The organism is Rhizobium sp. BK379 (assembly GCF_014193955.1).
In the GTDB taxonomy this organism is placed as follows: Bacteria; Pseudomonadota; Alphaproteobacteria; order Rhizobiales; family Rhizobiaceae; genus Rhizobium.
The window spans coordinates 18,773-37,072 of sequence record NZ_JACIAD010000004.1 but is presented as its reverse complement, the minus strand read 5'-3'; the positions used below and the strand labels follow the sequence as shown (position 1 = coordinate 37,072).

Annotated in this window: 16 protein-coding genes; 8 read left to right on the top strand and 8 right to left on the bottom strand. The window is 58.9% G+C overall.

All coding sequences use genetic code 11. From position 1 onward, the window contains the following. Window positions 1-73: 73 nt before the first annotated feature. On the top strand, window positions 74-415 hold the full coding sequence (locus tag FHT93_RS19170) for a DUF4267 domain-containing protein (RefSeq protein ID WP_183848955.1): 342 nt from the start codon (window positions 74-76) through the stop codon (window positions 413-415). A gap of 111 nt (window positions 416-526) precedes the next feature. Here the strand turns inward: FHT93_RS19170 and FHT93_RS19165 are convergent, their stop codons facing one another. Both FHT93_RS19165 and FHT93_RS19160 read right to left on the bottom strand, forming a co-directional pair. Then, on the bottom strand, window positions 527-679 hold the full coding sequence (locus tag FHT93_RS19165; RefSeq protein ID WP_183848953.1) for a hypothetical protein: 153 nt from the start codon (window positions 677-679) through the stop codon (window positions 527-529). A 467-nt stretch (window positions 680-1,146) separates the two neighbouring features. Further along, complete coding sequence (locus tag FHT93_RS19160; RefSeq protein ID WP_112543214.1) at window positions 1,147-1,578, bottom strand: hypothetical protein; 432 nt, start codon at window positions 1,576-1,578, stop codon at window positions 1,147-1,149. Window positions 1,579-1,758: 180 nt separating this feature from the next. Here FHT93_RS19160 and FHT93_RS35560 point away from each other — a divergent pair, with 180 nt between their 5' ends. From FHT93_RS35560 to FHT93_RS19140, 6 genes are all read left to right on the top strand, one after another. Beyond that, window positions 1,759-1,893, top strand: coding sequence for an entericidin (locus tag FHT93_RS35560; protein ID WP_246715738.1), 135 nt, complete (start codon window positions 1,759-1,761; stop codon window positions 1,891-1,893). 1,810 nt (window positions 1,894-3,703) lie between these two features. Next, window positions 3,704-3,907 (top strand): hypothetical protein, encoded by a 204-nt coding sequence (locus tag FHT93_RS19155; protein ID WP_113208579.1) that lies wholly within the window; start codon window positions 3,704-3,706, stop codon window positions 3,905-3,907. Between the two features lie 24 nt (window positions 3,908-3,931). Beyond that, complete coding sequence (locus tag FHT93_RS19150) at window positions 3,932-4,123, top strand: helix-turn-helix transcriptional regulator (RefSeq protein ID WP_112543212.1); 192 nt, start codon at window positions 3,932-3,934, stop codon at window positions 4,121-4,123. A 24-nt stretch (window positions 4,124-4,147) separates the two neighbouring features. Next, window positions 4,148-4,549: a helix-turn-helix transcriptional regulator gene (locus FHT93_RS19145; protein WP_162710037.1), complete on the top strand. Its 402-nt coding sequence runs from the start codon at window positions 4,148-4,150 to the stop codon at window positions 4,547-4,549. A 670-nt stretch (window positions 4,550-5,219) separates the two neighbouring features. Beyond that, window positions 5,220-5,774: an adenylate/guanylate cyclase domain-containing protein gene (locus FHT93_RS36015; RefSeq protein WP_348649781.1), complete on the top strand. Its 555-nt coding sequence runs from the start codon at window positions 5,220-5,222 to the stop codon at window positions 5,772-5,774. Window positions 5,775-5,824: 50 nt separating this feature from the next. After that, complete coding sequence (locus FHT93_RS19140; RefSeq protein ID WP_348649780.1) at window positions 5,825-7,015, top strand: hypothetical protein; 1,191 nt, start codon at window positions 5,825-5,827, stop codon at window positions 7,013-7,015. 363 nt (window positions 7,016-7,378) lie between these two features. Here FHT93_RS19140 and FHT93_RS19135 read toward each other — a convergent pair whose 3' ends face one another. From FHT93_RS19135 to FHT93_RS19125, 3 genes are all read right to left on the bottom strand, one after another. Then, window positions 7,379-9,052: a response regulator gene (locus FHT93_RS19135; RefSeq protein ID WP_112543210.1), complete on the bottom strand. Its 1,674-nt coding sequence runs from the start codon at window positions 9,050-9,052 to the stop codon at window positions 7,379-7,381. A 10-nt stretch (window positions 9,053-9,062) separates the two neighbouring features. Then, entirely contained in the window at window positions 9,063-15,365 is a 6,303-nt protein-coding gene (locus FHT93_RS19130) for a HAMP domain-containing protein (RefSeq protein WP_112543209.1), read from the bottom strand. Window positions 15,366-15,814: 449 nt separating this feature from the next. Then, window positions 15,815-16,099 carry a hypothetical protein gene (locus FHT93_RS19125; protein WP_112543357.1) on the bottom strand — a complete coding sequence of 95 codons (285 nt, stop codon included), beginning with the start codon at window positions 16,097-16,099 and terminating at the stop codon, window positions 15,815-15,817. A 16-nt stretch (window positions 16,100-16,115) separates the two neighbouring features. Between FHT93_RS19125 and FHT93_RS35910 the strand changes: the two genes are divergently transcribed. Next, a complete protein-coding gene (locus FHT93_RS35910) occupies window positions 16,116-16,250 on the top strand; it encodes a hypothetical protein (RefSeq protein WP_281413564.1) in 135 nt (44 codons plus the stop codon). A gap of 206 nt (window positions 16,251-16,456) precedes the next feature. Here FHT93_RS35910 and FHT93_RS19120 read toward each other — a convergent pair whose 3' ends face one another. The 3 genes from FHT93_RS19120 to FHT93_RS19110 form a co-directional block, all read right to left on the bottom strand. After that, window positions 16,457-17,032, bottom strand: a complete 576-nt coding sequence (locus FHT93_RS19120; protein ID WP_112543207.1) for an alpha-ketoglutarate-dependent dioxygenase AlkB — start codon at window positions 17,030-17,032, stop codon at window positions 16,457-16,459. Between the two features lie 244 nt (window positions 17,033-17,276). Further along, window positions 17,277-17,429 carry a hypothetical protein gene (locus FHT93_RS19115; RefSeq protein WP_183848951.1) on the bottom strand — a complete coding sequence of 51 codons (153 nt, stop codon included), beginning with the start codon at window positions 17,427-17,429 and terminating at the stop codon, window positions 17,277-17,279. Window positions 17,430-17,736: 307 nt separating this feature from the next. After that, complete coding sequence (locus FHT93_RS19110; RefSeq protein WP_112543206.1) at window positions 17,737-18,036, bottom strand: DUF982 domain-containing protein; 300 nt, start codon at window positions 18,034-18,036, stop codon at window positions 17,737-17,739. Window positions 18,037-18,300 lie beyond the last annotated feature (264 nt).

The following is an 18,300-nucleotide window of genomic DNA, read 5'->3' as shown; positions in this document are numbered from 1 at the left end:
GGTCGCCGACAGGCAGGAGGATCCCAAGATGATGGCGAACATCATGCAATGATCGAGATGGTGGAGACCTCTGGTGCGGGCACTGGGCCTTGCATTGCTCGGTCTCGGCATCCTCATTCTCATCGAACCGTCGATAGGCGCGTTGCTGTTTGGCGCGCCCATGACCGGTATTGCTGACCCGCTCTTCCTGCGCGCGTTAGCTGCTCGAGATCTCGCAACCGGCTCCTGGCTATTGGCTGCCCCGTCGATCTCGATGCCCGCCGCCACCGTTTCTCTTTTCGCGATTGCCCTGATACCGTTTGCGGACGTGTTGCTGGTCCTGTCAGAATGGGGATGGACACTGGCGCTGCTGCCGCACGCAGCCAGCCTCGTTGCCGTCATGATGCTCGCGCTTTGGGGCCGCCATCTCGCCTAGCCAACGGATACAGCATTTGATTGCCAGTGCGCCGGCCGATTTCCAAATGTCGCCCTTCCCAGGCTGTTGCCTGACGAACGTGACCGTGCTCCGGCAAAGGCAGGCCAGTCGTCAGAAACCTGCCCGCATTCGACCGCTTGCAGCTTTCGTATTCGAGCTTTGCTGCACAAGATCCCTGTCGGCAACCCTCAGGAGTTCCACGAATTCGGTGATGGTCCGAGTAGAATAGCCGACCGTCAAGACCTGCCATGTCGTACCGGCCATGCTCCCTCGCTCCGTGTCCACTGTGATCCTGTACCGCTTTACGCAACCGCAGCCAACACCTCTCCGATAGTTAGCGCACGCTGTCACCCGAACAGCACCGGAAGCCCGCCAACCAAGCCAGGAAACTGGAGGGTTCCTTCGAGGCGCTGTAAGGACAGTAGCCTGTATCCAGTCTGGACTTCGCAGCGATAGTCCCATCTTCAAAGGCAGCAATCAGGTCTTTGACATCGACATCACTGCCTTGACTTTGCGTTTCGCTATCAACGAACTCTTGGAAGACGCAGCGGCATCGATCCGCAAGCACAGCTTTTGTACCTCCTCGACAAAAAGAACCTCACGCATCCAACTTGAACAGACCACTGGCGTAAAACCCGTCGACCTTAAAGCCATGGCCAAGTACCCAAAGCGCGTCTGTTTCGATGCTGACATCAAGTGTGATTCGCGCCTCTCATGGGTCTGTCTGGACGTCAATGGAGGGAACGTTTCACCACGGCCAGAAAGAGATCCCCGAGCCGTACTCGTTCTTCCGCGACCATGAACAGGATGTTTTCCAGGCGGCGAGCAGACATCCTCGATCGCTCAGCGCGGCAATGATGCTGTGCCTCTATCAAGATACGGGGGCCGATTGCCGGTTGATATTGGGCAAGAGCGAGGCCCGCCCTGATCAGGAGCGCGCGTGTATCGGGGCGGTGTTCGGCGGCAATAGCGACGCAGAAAGCCTTCACAAGCCCCAGCTTTGGGATGGGCAACTCAACCTCATCGACCACCTGCTTGCGAATATCGTTCGCTTTGACAAATCGGAGGTACTCATCGACAAGAGCATTAGCCCGCTCGAGTTCATCAAGCGCGTCAATATCGCCGACGGCGCGATGATAGTCTCCTTCCATCGTCAAGCGCATAGCGTTCTCCTTTTGAACGGAAACGCTGAGAACTGCCGTTGGTTCATTCGAGCTCGCGCTGGGATGTCTATCGAGGTGCGCGTTCTGATATCGACCCAGTCTTGGGAACCTTGAACACTCCAGACGGTTATAGGGTGGTTACTACGAAACCGGGGTCTTTCCATGAAAATCGCTTGTGCAATGATCGCAACACTTACCCTTGCCATAACGCTGTCATCCTGCGGCAACACCATTCGGGGGATGGGCCAGGACACAGCCAACACTGTGAACGCCACCCAGAACGCCGGACATCGCGTCGCCAACGCAGCTAAATAAGATCCGTTAGCCCGTCGCCTCGTCAGGCCGGCGGGCTAATGCCGGACCGGTAACGGATCCGCTTGTGCTCGGAAGTTCTTGTCGTCATAGCGTTCATGGGCAGATCCTGGGGCGCATTTTCTCCCGCCCACCAGATATCGCCGATGGCACTCTGCCTTTTTCAGACGTTCAGGCCGACCACAGAAAAGATCACCAGCGTCAGAAACGTCCCCCTTAAGCGGTTCGCGTTGAGCTTGGCTTTGCTTCGGCCGCGCGGGCGAAATCGTGTTGACGACGGCAAATTCCTTGGGACGAAAACAGGTTGCTGCCGCGGGAAAATCCCTTTCTCGATTGTGAAACAGGCATGCCGGGAGTTTCGCCGCAAAGACCAGAGCTGCCTCTCCTTGCGTAAAGGAGTGCGGAGTACATCGGGCATTGCTATCAGGGTTTTGCACATCCGCACTCGACTCCCGCAATGCCCGGTGCTTCAATTTCCGCGGCTGGGAGGGAGAATGCACATATACTACGAGTGGAGCGAGGCCAAGCACGCCGACAATACCTCATAAAGTTCGCTTCTGTTTGGTTGGTTGCTATTGCACTGGCCCGTCTGCCGGTTTGGTGGTTGGTGCCGGAGACCGCTCTCAAAGCCGCCAACATGTAGCCTGAAGGCTGCCTGTCCAGGTCAAAATGCCTCCGGCTGGAGGAGGTCGAGCCGAAGGCATTCTTCACGAGGTAACGCAGCGATCGAGAGGGGCGATCTTGCCTCTGGGGAGGTCTAGGCGGCCGCGTCTTTCTAACGAACCTCTACCTTTTGCTTTGGTTCCAGCTTGTTTTCAAGAAAGTCGCAGCGCAGCGAAACGGATCTTACGGGCGACTGCGCGACTTGAGCTATCGGGAGCGGATGGAGAACACCGACGCTGCCGCTCGGACGCACGGCTCAGGGATGAATGCCGCAGAAGCGGGCGGGACCAACGGACGAAAATCTCGCTCCCGTCAGCTTTCGCGCTCCTTCTTTAGGCGACGGCGACGATAAGCTAAGGTGGAAAGCGATCGCGCCCGACCCGCGCAGTACTGTCTGCGTGCCGTCGGTTGTTATGCTTGGGTTCGTTTACCGAGGCGTTCGGGGAAACCTGTGGCCGGACCATAGCGAAGGCTGCAACAAGTGAGCTGTCAAAATAGGAAAGCAGCCGGCGCTCTAGGGAACCACTCCAATTGCGGGCAGCCGGATTGCCGGCCGTGGCATTAGACGTGCTCACGGACCCGGGGTTCGCCTGCCCACCGAGATGCAGTTTTCGTTTTGGTCGGCTGCGCGACGGTTGGCCGTCGCAGCAAGCTGCGGCGCGAATCCCCGCCCTGCGTCCCCGTTTGCTCGCCCTGCCGTGCTGCCGTCGCTTCCCCGGATAGGTGCTCCAAGCGGCCCCCCAGTCGGGCCCTCCCCAAACCGCAGCAGGAACGCGATATTGGGCGAATGAAATCGACAGGAGGTAGACAGCCGCGCCAGTGCTTGGAGAATTTCGACGAACATTCAGCATTTCTTGCGTTTGAGGCCGGACACCCGAGCAAACACAAGGTTCCAGTCGCATGCGTCGCCGTCCTCGCAGATTTCGTAGTTGTCCTGTCCTCAAGAAGGATGCAGCGGTTTTCCGCGCCAGCGATCCCGCGAGGGCTTCAGGACGTCGCTGAGCAGCCCATATTTTGCCGTGATGCTGACGTTTTTGGAGGGGTTCGGCATCATTGGGAAAAGCAGTACGCTAGCGGACAGGGACGCTCAAGACGTTGAAGCGGCAAGGCAATCCGCCCATATAAGGAGTAACCCTCAAGGATGATTGCCATGGTGAGCAGGCTCAGAAAAACCCTGACCGTGCAGCAACGCGCGTCAGCTTTTGAACATACGAACAAGATCGCGACCGAGGCCGCAGAAGAAGAGCGTCGTCTTCGCAAAGAGAAGACTGAACGGCTGAGAAGACTGCGGCTCTCTGAAGACGACGAACCTTCTGGTAGCTGCGGAACACAGCCCGCGGTCGGACATTCCTAGTGAGCTCGAACCCGGAGTAGACACATGGACCAGCAAAATTTATCAGAGACAACCAGCCCTTCGGAAACCCGTCGTGCAAAGCGGATCGCCAAGGGATACACGATTGAAGACCTAGCAGTCGCAACAGGATTGACGGCTACTGAGATCGCAGCCTCCGAGCAGGACGACGCGGCTCCAGAGCACCACGTCGAACGCATCGCACATGTTTTGGCATAGTCTTCAATCACACGGAGAGGAACATTGGCACGAACAGGTAAAAGCGCCATCGATCTCATAATTGGTGAAAATCTTGCCCGCATAAGAAAAGCGAGAGGGTTGAGCCAGTCGTCGATCGCCGAAGTCCTCGATATCACGTTCCAACAAGTCCAGAAGTACGAAAAGGGCACAAACCGCGTGAGTGCAAGTGTCCTGTTCGAATTGGCACAGGCGCTCTCGGTGCCAATGGATGACTTCTTCCATGGAGCCGAGCCGACGATCCGAAATGACGCTCTAAGAAGATCTCGCCGAGCCCCTCCCCTAAGCGGCGAACTCAGTGCCGTCAAAAGTGCTGCCGTAAAGAAGGCGCTACTGGGTTTGATTAGGGAGGTTTCGGCAGAACCGGACGAGGACGATCCTTCCCGAACCAACGGCAGGTCGCATTGAGTGGCCCCCCGACCCTGTCGAAGCCATTGATTGACGCTCGCTGCTCAAAGACCCAGCCCATCTGCGCTGCGCCACAATTGAGCGACAGGGACGCTCATCCTTAATCGACTGTGCGCATGTTGACGAGTGCGGCCTTGCCGATCTCGTGAGGGTCATGTCGTTACTCGCCGGCTGGGCAGCCTGGCTAACCGAAGCGACCATAATAAGCAAGGCTGTGTCGGCAGCGGAAACATAGGGCCGCAGGCCATTGGAGCTCCAGCACCTTCATTCGCTCGCTGCTTTTGCCACGGCACCGGTGTTGGCTTTTAGGCAAGTGCCGGATGGATATTCCGTCCAACCTCCACGCATGGATCAAATCCCGTCCGCCACCGTACGTTCTGTGGATATACATGAGATGGACTTGTACTGGTCCCCGCGACCCTCAAATTGGTTATTGACTTGCGCGTTTGACATTGCTGCCGAAGACTGTCCGTCTGCAAATATCTTGAGACTTTTTATGAGGTCGCACGATCAATGAAGCCCAATGGTTTCCAACACCTGCGCACGTGCAAATGTGATGCTGCAGGTCCGGCGAGCGTAGAATCGAGGATCCCGGCTCTTTTTTTCTTTCCTCGTCTTCGGATTTAATCGGATAATGCGCTGGAGACTCTGAAGCGGTTCTCGGCATGTTTTGAGGAAGGAGGAGCACGCTTTGCAACGAAGGCTGGCAGCCATCCTGGTCGCCGATGTGGTCGGCTATTCACGGCTTGTTGAGAAGGACGAAGGCAGGACGCTTTCGGCCTTGCCCACTTTGCAGACCGCATTGCTCCAGCCACAGATCGCTGCACACGCAGGACGCATCGTCAAGTTGATGGGCGACGGCTTGATTGCTGAATTTGCCTCGGTCGTTGAGGCAGTTTCCTGCGCTGTCCAGATGCAGAATGCGATCGCGCGACAGCATGATCGGTCCGATACCACCAGCAAGATCGTCTTTCGGATCGGCATTAATGTTGGTGACGTCGTCGTCGATGGTGACGATCTGCTCGGGGATGGCGTGAATGTGGCGGCACGGCTGGAGCAAATCTGCCCGCCCGGTGACATACTGATGTCAGGCACAGCCTATGACCATCTCGCCGGAAAGATCGACACGAAGATAAACTATGCGGGAGAGCAGCACCTCAAGAACATCTCGCGGCCAATCAAGCCTATCATGTGCCGCTCAGCGGATCGATTTTTGTCTCCTTAGCGGCTTCGACCCCGATCGGGCCAGCAATCGCCGTACTGCCCTTCGAGAACATGTCGGACGATCCGGAACAAGTCTATTTCAGCGACGGCATAACCGCAGACATCATTACCGAACTGGCTCGTTTCACTGAACTGATGGTGATCGCCAGAACCTCATCGTTTGCGCTTCGCGGGCGCACCACGGATTTGCGCGAGATCGGGCGCACTCTTGGTGCCGGTTACATTGTCGAGGGTAGCGTCAGGCGCGCCGCAAGCCGGGTGCGGATTACGGTACAGCTCGTCGAAACGGTCGGCGGGATGCATCTCTGGGCCAATCGCTACGATCGGTCCATCGACGATATTTTCGCCACTCAGGAAGAAATAGCCCAGGCCATCGTTGCGATGGTAGCGCAACGCGTCATCGACAATAATGAGCTGACGTCGCGAAGACGTCGCCCAGAGGACATGCGGGCCTATGACCTTTTCCTTCAGGGCAACCGGTTATCTGATGATTTCACACCCGGCGCTCAGGAGCGCGCGGAGGCATTGTTTATCCGCGCCGCCGAGGCCGATACCGGCTTCGCCAGGGCCTATACCGGTCTTGCCTATATCTACCTCAACCGCGCCTCGGATGGCGACATCGGCATTCCGCGGGATCGTGACGAAAACCGGATCAAGTCTCTGCGCGCAGCCGAGACAGCTTTCGCGCTCGATCCGAGCGATCCGCGGGTGCAGAGCACATTGGGCTATATATGTTTAACCTGGAGAGACTTCAGAAGGGCTGAGCACCATCTCGATCTGGCAAAATCCATGAACCCAAACGATGCGACAATCCTGATCCTTTCGGCATCCATGCAAGGTTCGCTCGGTCGGCCAGAAGAAGGTCTTGCTGGCGCCGAGATGGCCTGTCGGCTGAACCCGCTCTACCCCAGCTGGTATTATTACAAAACTCGCCTGCTCTTCCTTTCAGGCAGGTACGGTGAAGCATCGCTTCTGCTCGAACAGAGAACATTCGCGACGCCGGACCGAGAGCCGCGGGACATGGCCTGGCGCGCTGCATCCTATGGACATCTCGATCGGATCGCGGATGCCGAAAGATGCGCCGCAACCTTCCTCAATGCCGTCGGCGCGCGGTGGCGAGGGAACGAGGCCCCGAGCGCGGCCGACTACGTCAACTGGCTGGTGGACGTCTCCTATCTCAGCGAAGAGCGCGATGTTTCGCGACTGCGCGAAGGACTTAGGCGCGCGGGCCTACCAACCTAGCGATTTCATAGCTCCGGTGCCGTCCGCCGGGGCTTTGCTGGCTAGCAACCAATGCCCTCGAGATCAGCCATCATGCGAGCGAGCGATATAGCGGGTGATGTCGCGGTGCCTTTTGCGCAGAAGCGAGCTTTGCGTGCCGTTGATGTATCAATATCCGGCTCCATCGTCAGCCAGTCGATAGCTCGAGGCGCCGCTGAAACTTGCCCTGCTAGAAGATCCGACAATACAACCGAATCTCTGGAACTAGCGCTGCAAGCAAGGCCACCCCCGGTTTCGGCGCCAGCCGATGATTTCTTAAGCCCTACCCCCGTCGCACCGTATGCGAATCACGGCGGACAAAAGGCGACACGTTGATCGCGACATTCAAGCGGCCGTCACCCGGTTGGCTGCCACATGCTGTATAGCCGTCTGAAGCTGTTCCTGCGTGAAGGGTTTTGTCATTCTCAACAGGTTCAGGACGGCGGGATCGTCCGGAAGCTCGGCATAGCCCGAAGCCAGGATCACGGGCATGCTTTTGTATTGGGTCGATATGGACCGGGCAAGTTCGGCTCCCGTCATTCCAGGCATTGCATGATCGGTGACCACAATATCGCAGATTTGACCGGCCGAGAGAATTTCCAGTGCGACTTGAGCAGACGATGCCTCTAGCGGAATATGTCCCAGATCTTCCAGCATCGCCATGGTGCCCAGCCGCACGAGGGGATCATCGTCCACGACAAGGATCCTCAAGGCGTGGCTCACCGCTACGGCGGTTTCAATCGCCTCGGCCTTCTTCACGCCTGCTGTATCATAGACTTGTGCCACCGGTAACCAGAGCGATACGGTAGTCCCTGTCCCTTTGATGCTCGACAGTTCGAGCATCCCGCCGGACTGGGCCGCAAGACCATGAACCATGGAAAGACCGAGCCCGGTGCCTTTTCCAGGACCCTTCGTGGTAAAGAACGGCTCCGTGGCACGAGCGGCAACGGCCTCGTCCATGCCTTCGCCGTGGTCGGTGACCTCGAGTTTCACGTAGCGGCCGGGTTTGAGCGCGACTGGACGAACCGAATGATTTTCTTGCGCAGACACCAGGATCGTGCCGCCCTCACCCATCGCATCGCGCGCATTGACCGACAAATTGAGCAGAGCGAGTTCGAGTTGATTGCCGTCAACGAGCACACGCGGCAGGTCCGGTTGGATCTCGCTCCTTATGTCGAGGCCTGGGCCGATCGCCTTTTTAAGAAGATCCTCAACATTCTCGAACAGTTCCCGGAAATCGACGGCCTGCGGCTTGAGCTCCTGCCGTCGCGCGAAAGCCAGAAGACGTTGCGTCAGCGCCGCTCCTCTTTCCGCCGCTTGCAAGGCATTCGCCATGAGACGATCACTCTTATCGTCGGGTGGTAGGCGCTTCTTCAGAAGGTTCAGGCTGCCCATGATTGCCATGAGCAAATTATTAAAATCGTGCGCGACGCCCCCGGTCAGCTGACCGATCGTGTCGAGCTTTTGCGCTTCGAACAGCTGGGCGAGGGCCTCCTCCCGCTCGCGCGTCCTCTGATCAATGCGCTGTTCGAGTTCTTCATTGAGCAGGCGCAGCGCCCGCGAGGAGGATTCCAGCTCGGCCGTGCGCTCCCGAACCCGGTTTTCGAGTTCCGCATTCAGCAGCTCAAGCTCCCTCGTCTTTCGATAGAGCTCGGTGAAGACCCTCACCTTGGCCCGAAGAACGTCAGGAACAATCGGCACCGATACATAATCGACCGCTCCGGCCTCATATCCGCGCAGGCGGTCCGGCTCAGCCATCATGATCGCCGAGACGAAAATGATTGCCGTGTTCTGATAGCGTGGATGTTCCCTGATCATGTTGACGAGTTCGAAGCCGTCCTGTTCAGGCATGCAGACATCGACCAGAATGACGGCTATTTCGTTACGCAGAAGATGTTCTAGGGCCTCGCGCCCTGACTGGGCCTTGATGAGGTTTTCTCCAAGTTCCTGGAGGATCACCTCGTAGCTGAGAAGTTTCGCGGGCTGGTCATCAACAAGAAGGATATTGACGGGATTCACGGCCGGCTCCTCAGCGATGCAGCCACATGCGCAGCGCCGACAGGAGCTGCTCGGTGTTGACCGGCTTTGCCAGATAATCCGAAGCCCCAGCTTCGAGACATTTCTCTCGATCGCCCTTCATCGCCTTCGCCGTCAGTGCCACAATCGGCAGGCGACGGAAATTCGGATCGGAGCGGATGACCTGCATCGTCTCGTAACCGTCCATGCCCGGCATCATGATATCCATCAAGACGATCGCCACTTTAGGCTCGTTGTTGATCACCTCGATCGCCTCAGTGCCGGTGGTGGCCGTCAGGACCTTCATGCCGCGGCGCTCCAGAACGCTGCTGAGCGCGAAGATGTTACGTGCATCATCGTCGACGAGCAAAACCGTCTCGCCAACAAGGTCTTCATCCGAACTGTGCAGCTCCTCCAACATCGCCTGCTTGGCGGCGGGCAAGTCGGCAACGACACGATGCAGGAAAAGCGCCGTTTCATCGAGCAAGCGTTCAGGTGACTCGACGCCCTTGACCACGACGCTACGGGCCATGCTGTGAAGCTTGGCGTCTTCTTCGGGCGAAAGTTCGCGGCCCGTGAACACAACGACAGGCACTTCACCGATCTCAGCGTCGTCACGCATCCGTTCCAGCACGTCGAAACCGGACATATCGGGGAGCGAAAGATCTAGCACGACGCAATCGGCAGGATTACTTCTGAGTGCCGCAAGCGCTTCCGATCCCGAGCCAACGCTCGCTATATCGATATCGTCATGGCCAAGGAGCGCGGAAACGCTCATCCGCTCCGCCTCGTTGTCCTCTACCAGGAGAAGACGCTTGCGTCTCGGCTCGGCGTAGGCCTTCAGGCGTGAAAGCGCCTTGCCGAGGCCATCAGGCGTCGTCGGCTTGCTCATGAAAGCAAAGGCCCCGCGCGTCAGTCCGTGTTGGCGGTCTTCGTCGAGGCTGATGATCTGCACCGGAATGTGCCGCGTCAACGCATTCTGCTTGAGCTGGCTCAAGACCGTCCATCCCAGCATGTCTGGGAGGTAGATGTCGAGGGAGATCGCCGACGGCTTGTATTCCTGCGCAAGCGCCAGAGCCTCGCTGCCGCGCATCGCCACGAGAACCTTAAAGCCGCTGTCACGGGCGAGGTCGAGCAGAACCCGCGCATAATGGGCGTCATCCTCCACGACGAGAAGCACCGTATCGGCGGCCGTAATATTCTCGCGGTCGTCTTCCACCTGCTCGCCGGGCTTGTCTGGCCGCCGTCCGGCGATGGCCTCCGAAAGCTGAACAACATTGCTGGGTTCGGTAACAACCTTCGGCGCCACGGCGCCCGCACCAACGTAAGTCAATGGCAGGTAAAGTGCGAAAGTGCTACCCACTCCGGGGCTGCTGCGAAGCTGGATCTCGCCGCCGAGCAGATTTGCAAGCTCACGGCTGATGGCAAGGCCAAGCCCTGTGCCGCCATATTTGCGGCTGGTCGAGGCGTCAGCCTGTTGGAAAGCCTCGAAAATTATGCGCTGTTTTTCCGGCGGGATGCCGATGCCGGTATCAACAACCTCGAAGGCGAGGACGGACGGGGCGTGTTTGAGCGAAGGATGGTCGGAAGACCAGCCGCTCGCCACCGCCGAAACGCGCAGCGTAACGCCGCCCTGCCCAGTAAACTTGAAGGCATTCGAAAGCAGGTTCTTCAGGATCTGCTGGAGCCGCTTGGCGTCCGTGAGGATGCTTCTGGGCGCATCCGTGCCGACTTCGACCGCAAAGGCGAGACCACGATTGTCCGCCTCGTGGCGGAAAGGCCGGGCGATAACGTCCAGAAGGTTGTTGATAAAAATTTCCTCGGCGTCGACCGATACGGTTCCGGACTCGATCTTGGAAAGGTCAAGGATGTCACTGATGAGGTTGAGGAGGTCCGTGCCTGCGCCGTGGATCGTCTTTGCAAACTCCACCTGCTTTCCGGAAAGATTACCTTCCGGGTTTTCCCCGAGCTGCTGTCCCAGGATGAGGATGGAATTGAGCGGCGTACGCAATTCGTGCGACATGTTTGCCAGAAATTCCGACTTGTATTTCGACGTCAGCGCGAGTTCGGTCGCCTTTTCCTCAAGTGCGCGACGGGCCTGTTCGATTTCCTGGTTCTTGGCCTCGACCTCGACATTTCGCTCCGCAAGCTGCTGGGCCTTCTGTTCGAGCTGCTCGTTGGTCTGCTGAAGCTCGCCCTGCTGGGTCTGAAGCTCGGCGGCGAGCTGCTGCGACTGCTTGAGCAAGCCTTCCGTCTGCATCGTCGCTGCAATCGAGTTGAGGACGATGCCGATCGACGTGGTGAGCTGGTCGAGGAAAGAGAGCTGCAATTCGGTGAAATTACCGGCCGATGCGAGCTCAATGACCGCCTTGACCTGCCCCTCGAAATGCACGGGAAGGACGATTGCGCTTCTCGGAAGTGCCGAGAAGACGCCGGAACTGATCGGAACGACATTGCTCGGAAGATCGGTGATCAGGATACGCCGGGCGTCGCTGGCGCACTGGCCGACAAGGCCCTGCCCGAATTCGAGCCTGGTCGGGTGAGACGTCTCCGTGCCCTGTGCGTAGACCGACAGGAGCGACAGTATCGGCTGGGGGCCGTCATCGACCTGGTAGATCACGCCCTGGTGAGCACCGACCAGAGGCGCCAGTTCCGACAAGAGCATTTTGCCGACAAGCGTCAGATCGCGCTGACCCTGCAGCATGTTGGTGAAGCGCGCCAGATTTGTCTTCAGCCAGTCCTGCTCGGTATTGCGCTCGGTCGTCAGGCGCAAGTTATCGATCATCGTGTTGATATTGTCCTTCAGCTCCGCCACCTCGCCGCGTGCCTCGACCTGGATCGAGCGGGTCAGGTCGCCTTTGGTAACCGCGGTTGCGACCTCGGCGATTGCGCGCACCTGGGTGGTGAGGTTGGCGGCAAGCAGGTTGACGTTGCCTGTCAGATCCTTCCATGTACCGGCTGTTCCTGGAACATTTGCCTGGCCACCCAACCGGCCCTCGACGCCCACTTCGCGGGCCACGCTGGTGACCTGATCGGCAAACGTGGCGAGCGTGTTGGTCATGTTGTTGATCGTCTCGGCGAGGGCGGCCACCTCGCCCTTGGAGGCGACTGTGAGGTTCTGCTTCAGGTCGCCATTCGCGACAGCCGTTACCACCTTGACGATGCCTCGCACCTGCTCGGTCAGATTGGCGGCCATGACGTTGACAGTGTCCGTCAGATCCTTCCACGTGCCCGCAACGCCCGGCACCTGCGCCTGTCCACCGAGCTTGCCATCGGTTCCCACTTCGCGCGCAACACGCGTCACTTCACCGGCAAAGGCGTTGAGCTGATCGACCATCGTGTTGATGGTGTTCTTGAGTTCGAGGATTTCACCTTTCACATCGACGGTGATCTTTCGCGACAGATCCCCGCGCGCCACCGCCGTCGTCACTTCGGCGATATTGCGAACCTGGGTCGTCAGGTTGGCCGCAAGAAGGTTGACGTTGTCGGTCAAGTCCTTCCAGGTGCCGGCAACGCCTGGAACAACAGCCTGGCCTCCGAGACGCCCGTCGGTGCCCACTTCACGCGCGACACGCGTCACTTCGCCCGCAAACGAGCGCAGCTGGTCCACCATCGTGTTCAGCGTGTCCTTCAGGAGCAGGATTTCGCCGCGCACGTCGACGGTGATCTTGCGGCTGAGGTCGCCATTGGCGATCGCTGTCGCCACTTCGGCGATGTTGCGCACCTGGGCCGTCAGGTTGCCAGCCATGGAGTTGACACTGTCGGTCAGGTCCTTCCAGGTACCGGCCACGCCGGAGACCTGCGCCTGTCCGCCGAGCTTGCCTTCCGTTCCCACTTCGCGAGCCACGCGCGTGACTTCGCCGGCGAAGGCATTGAGCTGGTCCACCATCGTGTTGATGGTGTTCTTAAGCTCCAGGATCTCACCCTTCACGTCGACGGTAATTTTTCGCGAAAGGTCGCCACGCGCAACCGCCGTCGTCACTTCGGCGATGTTGCGCACCTGGCCGGTAAGGTTCGACGCCATCGAGTTGACGTTCTCCGTCAGGTCCTTCCAGGTGCCGGCGACGCCCGGCACCTGCGCCTGCCCGCCTAGCTTGCCTTCGGTACCGACCTCACGGGCAACGCGCGTCACTTCGGAGGCAAACCGGTTGAGCTGATCGACCATCGTGTTCAGGGTTTCCTTCAGCTCGAGGATTTCTCCCGAAACCGAAACCGTGATTTTCTTGGACAGGTCGCCATTGGCGATCGCCGTCGAAACCTCGGCGATATTGCGCACCTGCGCCGTCAGATTACCAGCCATCGAATTGACATTGTCGGTCAGATCCTTCCAGGTGCCGGCCACGCCACGAACGTTTGCTTGCCCGCCCAGGCGCCCTTCCGTGCCGACTTCGCGCGCGACACGCGTTACCTCGCCCGCAAAGCCGTTGAGCTGGTCGACCATCGTGTTGATCGTTTCCTTCAGCTCAAGGATTTCGCCAGAAACCGTCACCGTGATCTTTTTCGACAGGTCGCCCTGGGCGACGGCGGTCGCAACTTCCGCGATGTTGCGAACCTGCCCCGTGAGGTTGGAGGCCATGGAATTGACGGAATCGGTCAAGTCCTTCCAGGTCCCGGCAACGCCGCGCACGTTTGCCTGACCGCCCAACTGCCCTTCGGTGCCGACCTCACGGGCGACGCGTGTAACCTCTGAAGCAAAGGCGTTGAGCTGGTCGACCATCGTATTGATCGTTTCCTTCAGCTCCAGGATCTCGCCCTTCACGTCGACGGTGATTTTCTTCGACAGATCGCCGCTGGCGATCGCGGTCGAGACCTCTGCGATGTTGCGTACCTGAGCGGTAAGGTTGCCCGCCATCGAATTGACATTGTCGGTCAGGTCCTTCCAAGTCCCCGCGACACCTGGCACCTGCGCCTGCCCGCCCAGGCGGCCTTCGGTGCCCACCTCGCGGGCGACGCGCGTCACTTCTCCTGCAAATCCGTTCAACTGGTCGACCATAGTATTGATGGTCTCCTTCAGCTCCAGGATTTCTCCAGAAACCGTGACGGTGATCTTCTTAGACAGGTCGCCGTTGGCGATCGCTGTCGAGACGTCCGCGATGTTGCGCACCTGAGCGGTCAGGTTGGAGGCCATCGAGTTGACGTTGTCGGTCAAATCCTTCCATGTTCCTGCGACACCTGGCACCTGCGCTTGCCCGCCAAGGCGGCCTTCGGTGCCCACCTCGCGGGCAACGCGCGTCACCTCGCCGGCAAACCCGTTCAACTGGTCGACCATGGTGTTGATGGTCTCCTTGAGCTCCAGGATTTCGCCGGAGACATCCACGGTGATCTTGCGCGACAGGTCGCCCCGCGCAACGGCCGTCGTGACCTGAGCGATATTGCGCACCTGTGCCGTCAGGTTGCCGCACATGGCGTTGACAGAGTCCGTCAGATCCTTCCACGTGCCAGCGACGCCGGGTACCAGTGCCTGTCCGCCGAGTTTGCCCTCGGTGCCGACTTCGCGCGCCACGCGCGTGACTTCTGAGGCGAAGGCGCGAAGCTGGTCCACCATCGTATTGATTGCTTCTTTCAGCTGCAGGATCTCACCCCGCACATCGACGGTGATCTTCTTTGAAAGGTCGCCGTTGGCAACCGCTATCGTGACGTCGGCAATGTTTCGCACCTGCGCCGTCAGATTCGAAGCCATCGAATTGACGCTTTCGGTAAGGTCCTTCCAGACACCCGTGACTTCTGGCACCTGCGCCTGCCCGCCGAGCTTGCCGTCCGTGCCGACCTCGCGCGCAACGCGGGTTACCTCCGAGGTGAATACGCCGAGCTGCTTGATCATCGTATTGACGATATCAGCGGAGCGAAGAAACTCCCCTTGTAGGGGCCGACCGTCCACATCAAGAGGCACGGTCTGGAGGAGGTCGCCTTTCGCAACCGCGGTAATCGTGCGGGTAACGGCCGTCGTCGGCCACAGGAGATCGTCGATCAGGGTGTTGATCGAGCTTTCCATGTCGGCCCATGCCCCGTCGGACAAGCCAAATCGGACGCGCGTGCTGGTGCGGCCGTCCCGCCCGACGACCTGGCCGACATTCTCGAGTTGTGCCGCCATTTTTTGATTTGCGGCGATAATATCGTTGAGCGTATCGGCAATTTTGCCGGTCACTCCGGTCAAGTCAGAGCGCATCCTGACAGAGAAGTCGCCTCTTTTCATGACCAGAAGGACGTCCAGGAGCGCGCGTGCATCAGTGCTCGCCATCGCCGTCGGATCACCATCCGGACGAATGTGCGCAGCCGTCTCGTCAAGTTCGACCGGATTGTTCTGTTTTCCCACCATGTGCCCTCCCGCGAAGTGGTCCTGAATCTAGAGCTCCAGGCAGAAATTGCCATGGCGGCCCACGCGCGGAAGCGTCGGGAACGACGACTGGAGCAATTCCGTTCCAGGACGCGGAGGGGCGAGCACCCCAAAGGGTTGGACAAACGCTTCCCAAGCCAGCATCTCCTACTGGCCGTACCCCTGCTCAGACATCGTCCGGGAAGCTTTGCCGACCGTAGGGAAACCGAGCCCTCTAAGGTCTTCATCATCGTCAATCGGGCCTGATCGGCTAATCGTCCGTCATTTAGACGAGGCGGTTTTTCTCGTCGACCGGCACGCCCGTCGTCGTTCTCCCATACCAACCAATGCAGGGATCAATTGGAAGTCTCGACCTCCCTCAGGTAGGGCACTGCAACCGGTCTCTATCGACAAGCGGAAGGCCGCGCCTTCAATGCGCCGTTAACGCTTCATCAGTGGAGCGCCGGCCCTACGGGATATTCCGGGTGAATTGAATGAAAGGTTGCAATGAGGCTAATCGCGCGCAAGACGACGTCCTGGGCAAGCCCAAGTTCGTTCGCCGCCAAGTCGTTGGCGACCGAAAGCAACGCCTTTCCCACGGATGCCATCACCATCTCAAGGGCATCATCTCCCTCGTCTGCGGCCCATCTGGCGTTGCGCTCAAGAGTGACCGCGAGCCGCTCGAGCATGGCCTGACGTTCAGGCAGGGCCAGCTCCTCAAAATTCTGAAAGACCATCTCCAATGAAGACTCCATGATCGATGACGTCGCGCCCGCCGATCATGAACGTCGGTTGCTGCAAAAAGATGCAGTACGGATGAGATGTCTTCTCGCGACACTCCGAATGAACTTGGCTGCGATGATCGAAGCAGCCCTGCTGGTCTCTTGATCAAATTTGTCCGGCTTGGCAAAACCGCCGGTAGCTGGTCTACGACACCGAGAGCGAAGAGACCCCTCATTTTGCCCTCTGGCCGGCGCCGCACCTCGCCATGATTATCGCCTCAACAGCGGAAACGAAGAAGCCAGGAAGCACGCTCCTCAGTGCTTGCAAATGCTGGATCGCAGTCCAGCCGATGCATGGCTTGAAATGGCGGCTCAGCCGATTTCGCGGAAGGTGATGGAATAGCGCATTTGTTCCACGGGCGGGATGGAGTGCTCCCATTCGCTGCGTGCAGGACCGGAAAGGAGGTAGGCAGAACCAGGCTCGACCCTCACTGAAGCGCGTTCCCACTTGTTGCCGACGCGACGCCTCAGCCTGAACGTGCAGCTCGATAGCAGTGAGACGCCGACAACCCTGCCAAAAACCTTCTTGTCCTTATGCCACCCGATCGGAGCTCCTTGGGCATATTCGGTAACAAGGGCCTGCTGCAGCCTCTCGGGATCGATGCCGGCAAATGTTGCCGCAAGCTTGCGCACCGGAAGGAGAAAAGGTGGGATTTCGGTGACGCGGCTTACTTCGTCGGTGTCGAAGTCGTATTTCCAGCCATAGGAGGTGGCTCTTCGCTTGCCCTCGAAACCGTGAAATGCGAAGGGCTTCAGCGGCAATAGTCCGATTTCGCGAAGTAGATCTGACTGCACGTCCGCCGGAACGACATCGGGCTTATAGCGAAACCCATCCGGTAATGCGGGTGCGACGACCGCGAACAGGTCTAGCTGTGCAAAGTCGGCCATCGTCGCTTCTCCTCTAATGGACGCTTGGGGTTATGAAGATTGCGGTGAATTTCTCCACCACCCGTTTGCTGGAATGTGATCGGCTGTTTCTCGGCAGAAAGACTGGAGGCTCTCGAGCGGCCGATCCGGTCCTTAGGGCGCAGCTCCATGATACTACGACAATCTTCAAGTCGTTCGGTCGATACCCTAACGCGACGCAGTTCTTCCGTCATTGCGCCTTTCGATCTGCGGGTAACCTCAGCGCTCAGCCGAGTTGCTTGGCGATGATCGCCTTCAGTTCGGCGCGGGTGAGCAGGCAGGGGTTTGGCTTCTGATTGTTGGCTGGCTTATCAGCGCGAGGGGTAGCTCCGTGGGGCGTTGAAGCCGCCGGGGCGGCGGTAGTGGGTATCTTGTTCATTCGATTCCTTTGAAAGCCAACGCAGCCGAGACCAGTCGAGCGATCAAAACGCTCCCGACCGGCGTCCAGTGGGACGTCCGGCGTGGCAAAATGCAATGTTGTCAGCGAGATACCGTACATAAGGCGTGGCGCGGCGGATTACAAGACGACCGCGATGTCAGCAGTGCCCCTTTCGTCTGCGGGGACGAACTCCAACGCGGTTGAGCAGTCTTCACATCGAACAGTTCACGACCAACGACGCCGCCGGCTTCTTTGTGACGCCAGGGATGGCCGTCTCCAGAGGAGGCCGGCCAACCGTCTGAGACCATCAGGTTGCAACTCTCCGCGCGGCGCGGTTCGGCTTCGGTTTCCAATGCGCCATAACAGCCGGCATCCCAGCCTCGAGACAAGCGGCCATGAATGCCTCCCGTGCGACGAAAGCGGGCACCACCCCGTTCAGTGCGGCGCGGCAGGTCTTCACGGCCCGGTGATGGCGCTCTCCGTGCCGCAACGGCCATTCGTTTTCGAGAAAGTCGAGGGCGTCGTAAATGCCGGCGAAAGTCTTTTCCAAACCGCATTGCAATCGGATCGTCACCGGCCGGGTCCATTGAACATCGTTGAGCGGCATGTTCTTCCTCCTTCCAATGCCACTGATTGTCTCCTCAGGATGATATTGTGAAACGGTGTTGCCGCTTCAAGAGGTGGCTTGGCCATATACCGCGTCTGCGTGAGCATGGCCGGAGCATAAGGAACAGAGCATGCTGTTCGCAGCGGCTATCATGGCGCCAATGACCATCCTGCCATCGCGCCTCCACCTTCGGCAAATCCTGGCGGTGTGGATTGGCTCAACGCTGACCGGCCTCAGCGGGATCACCGCCGGTTCCACAGGCAG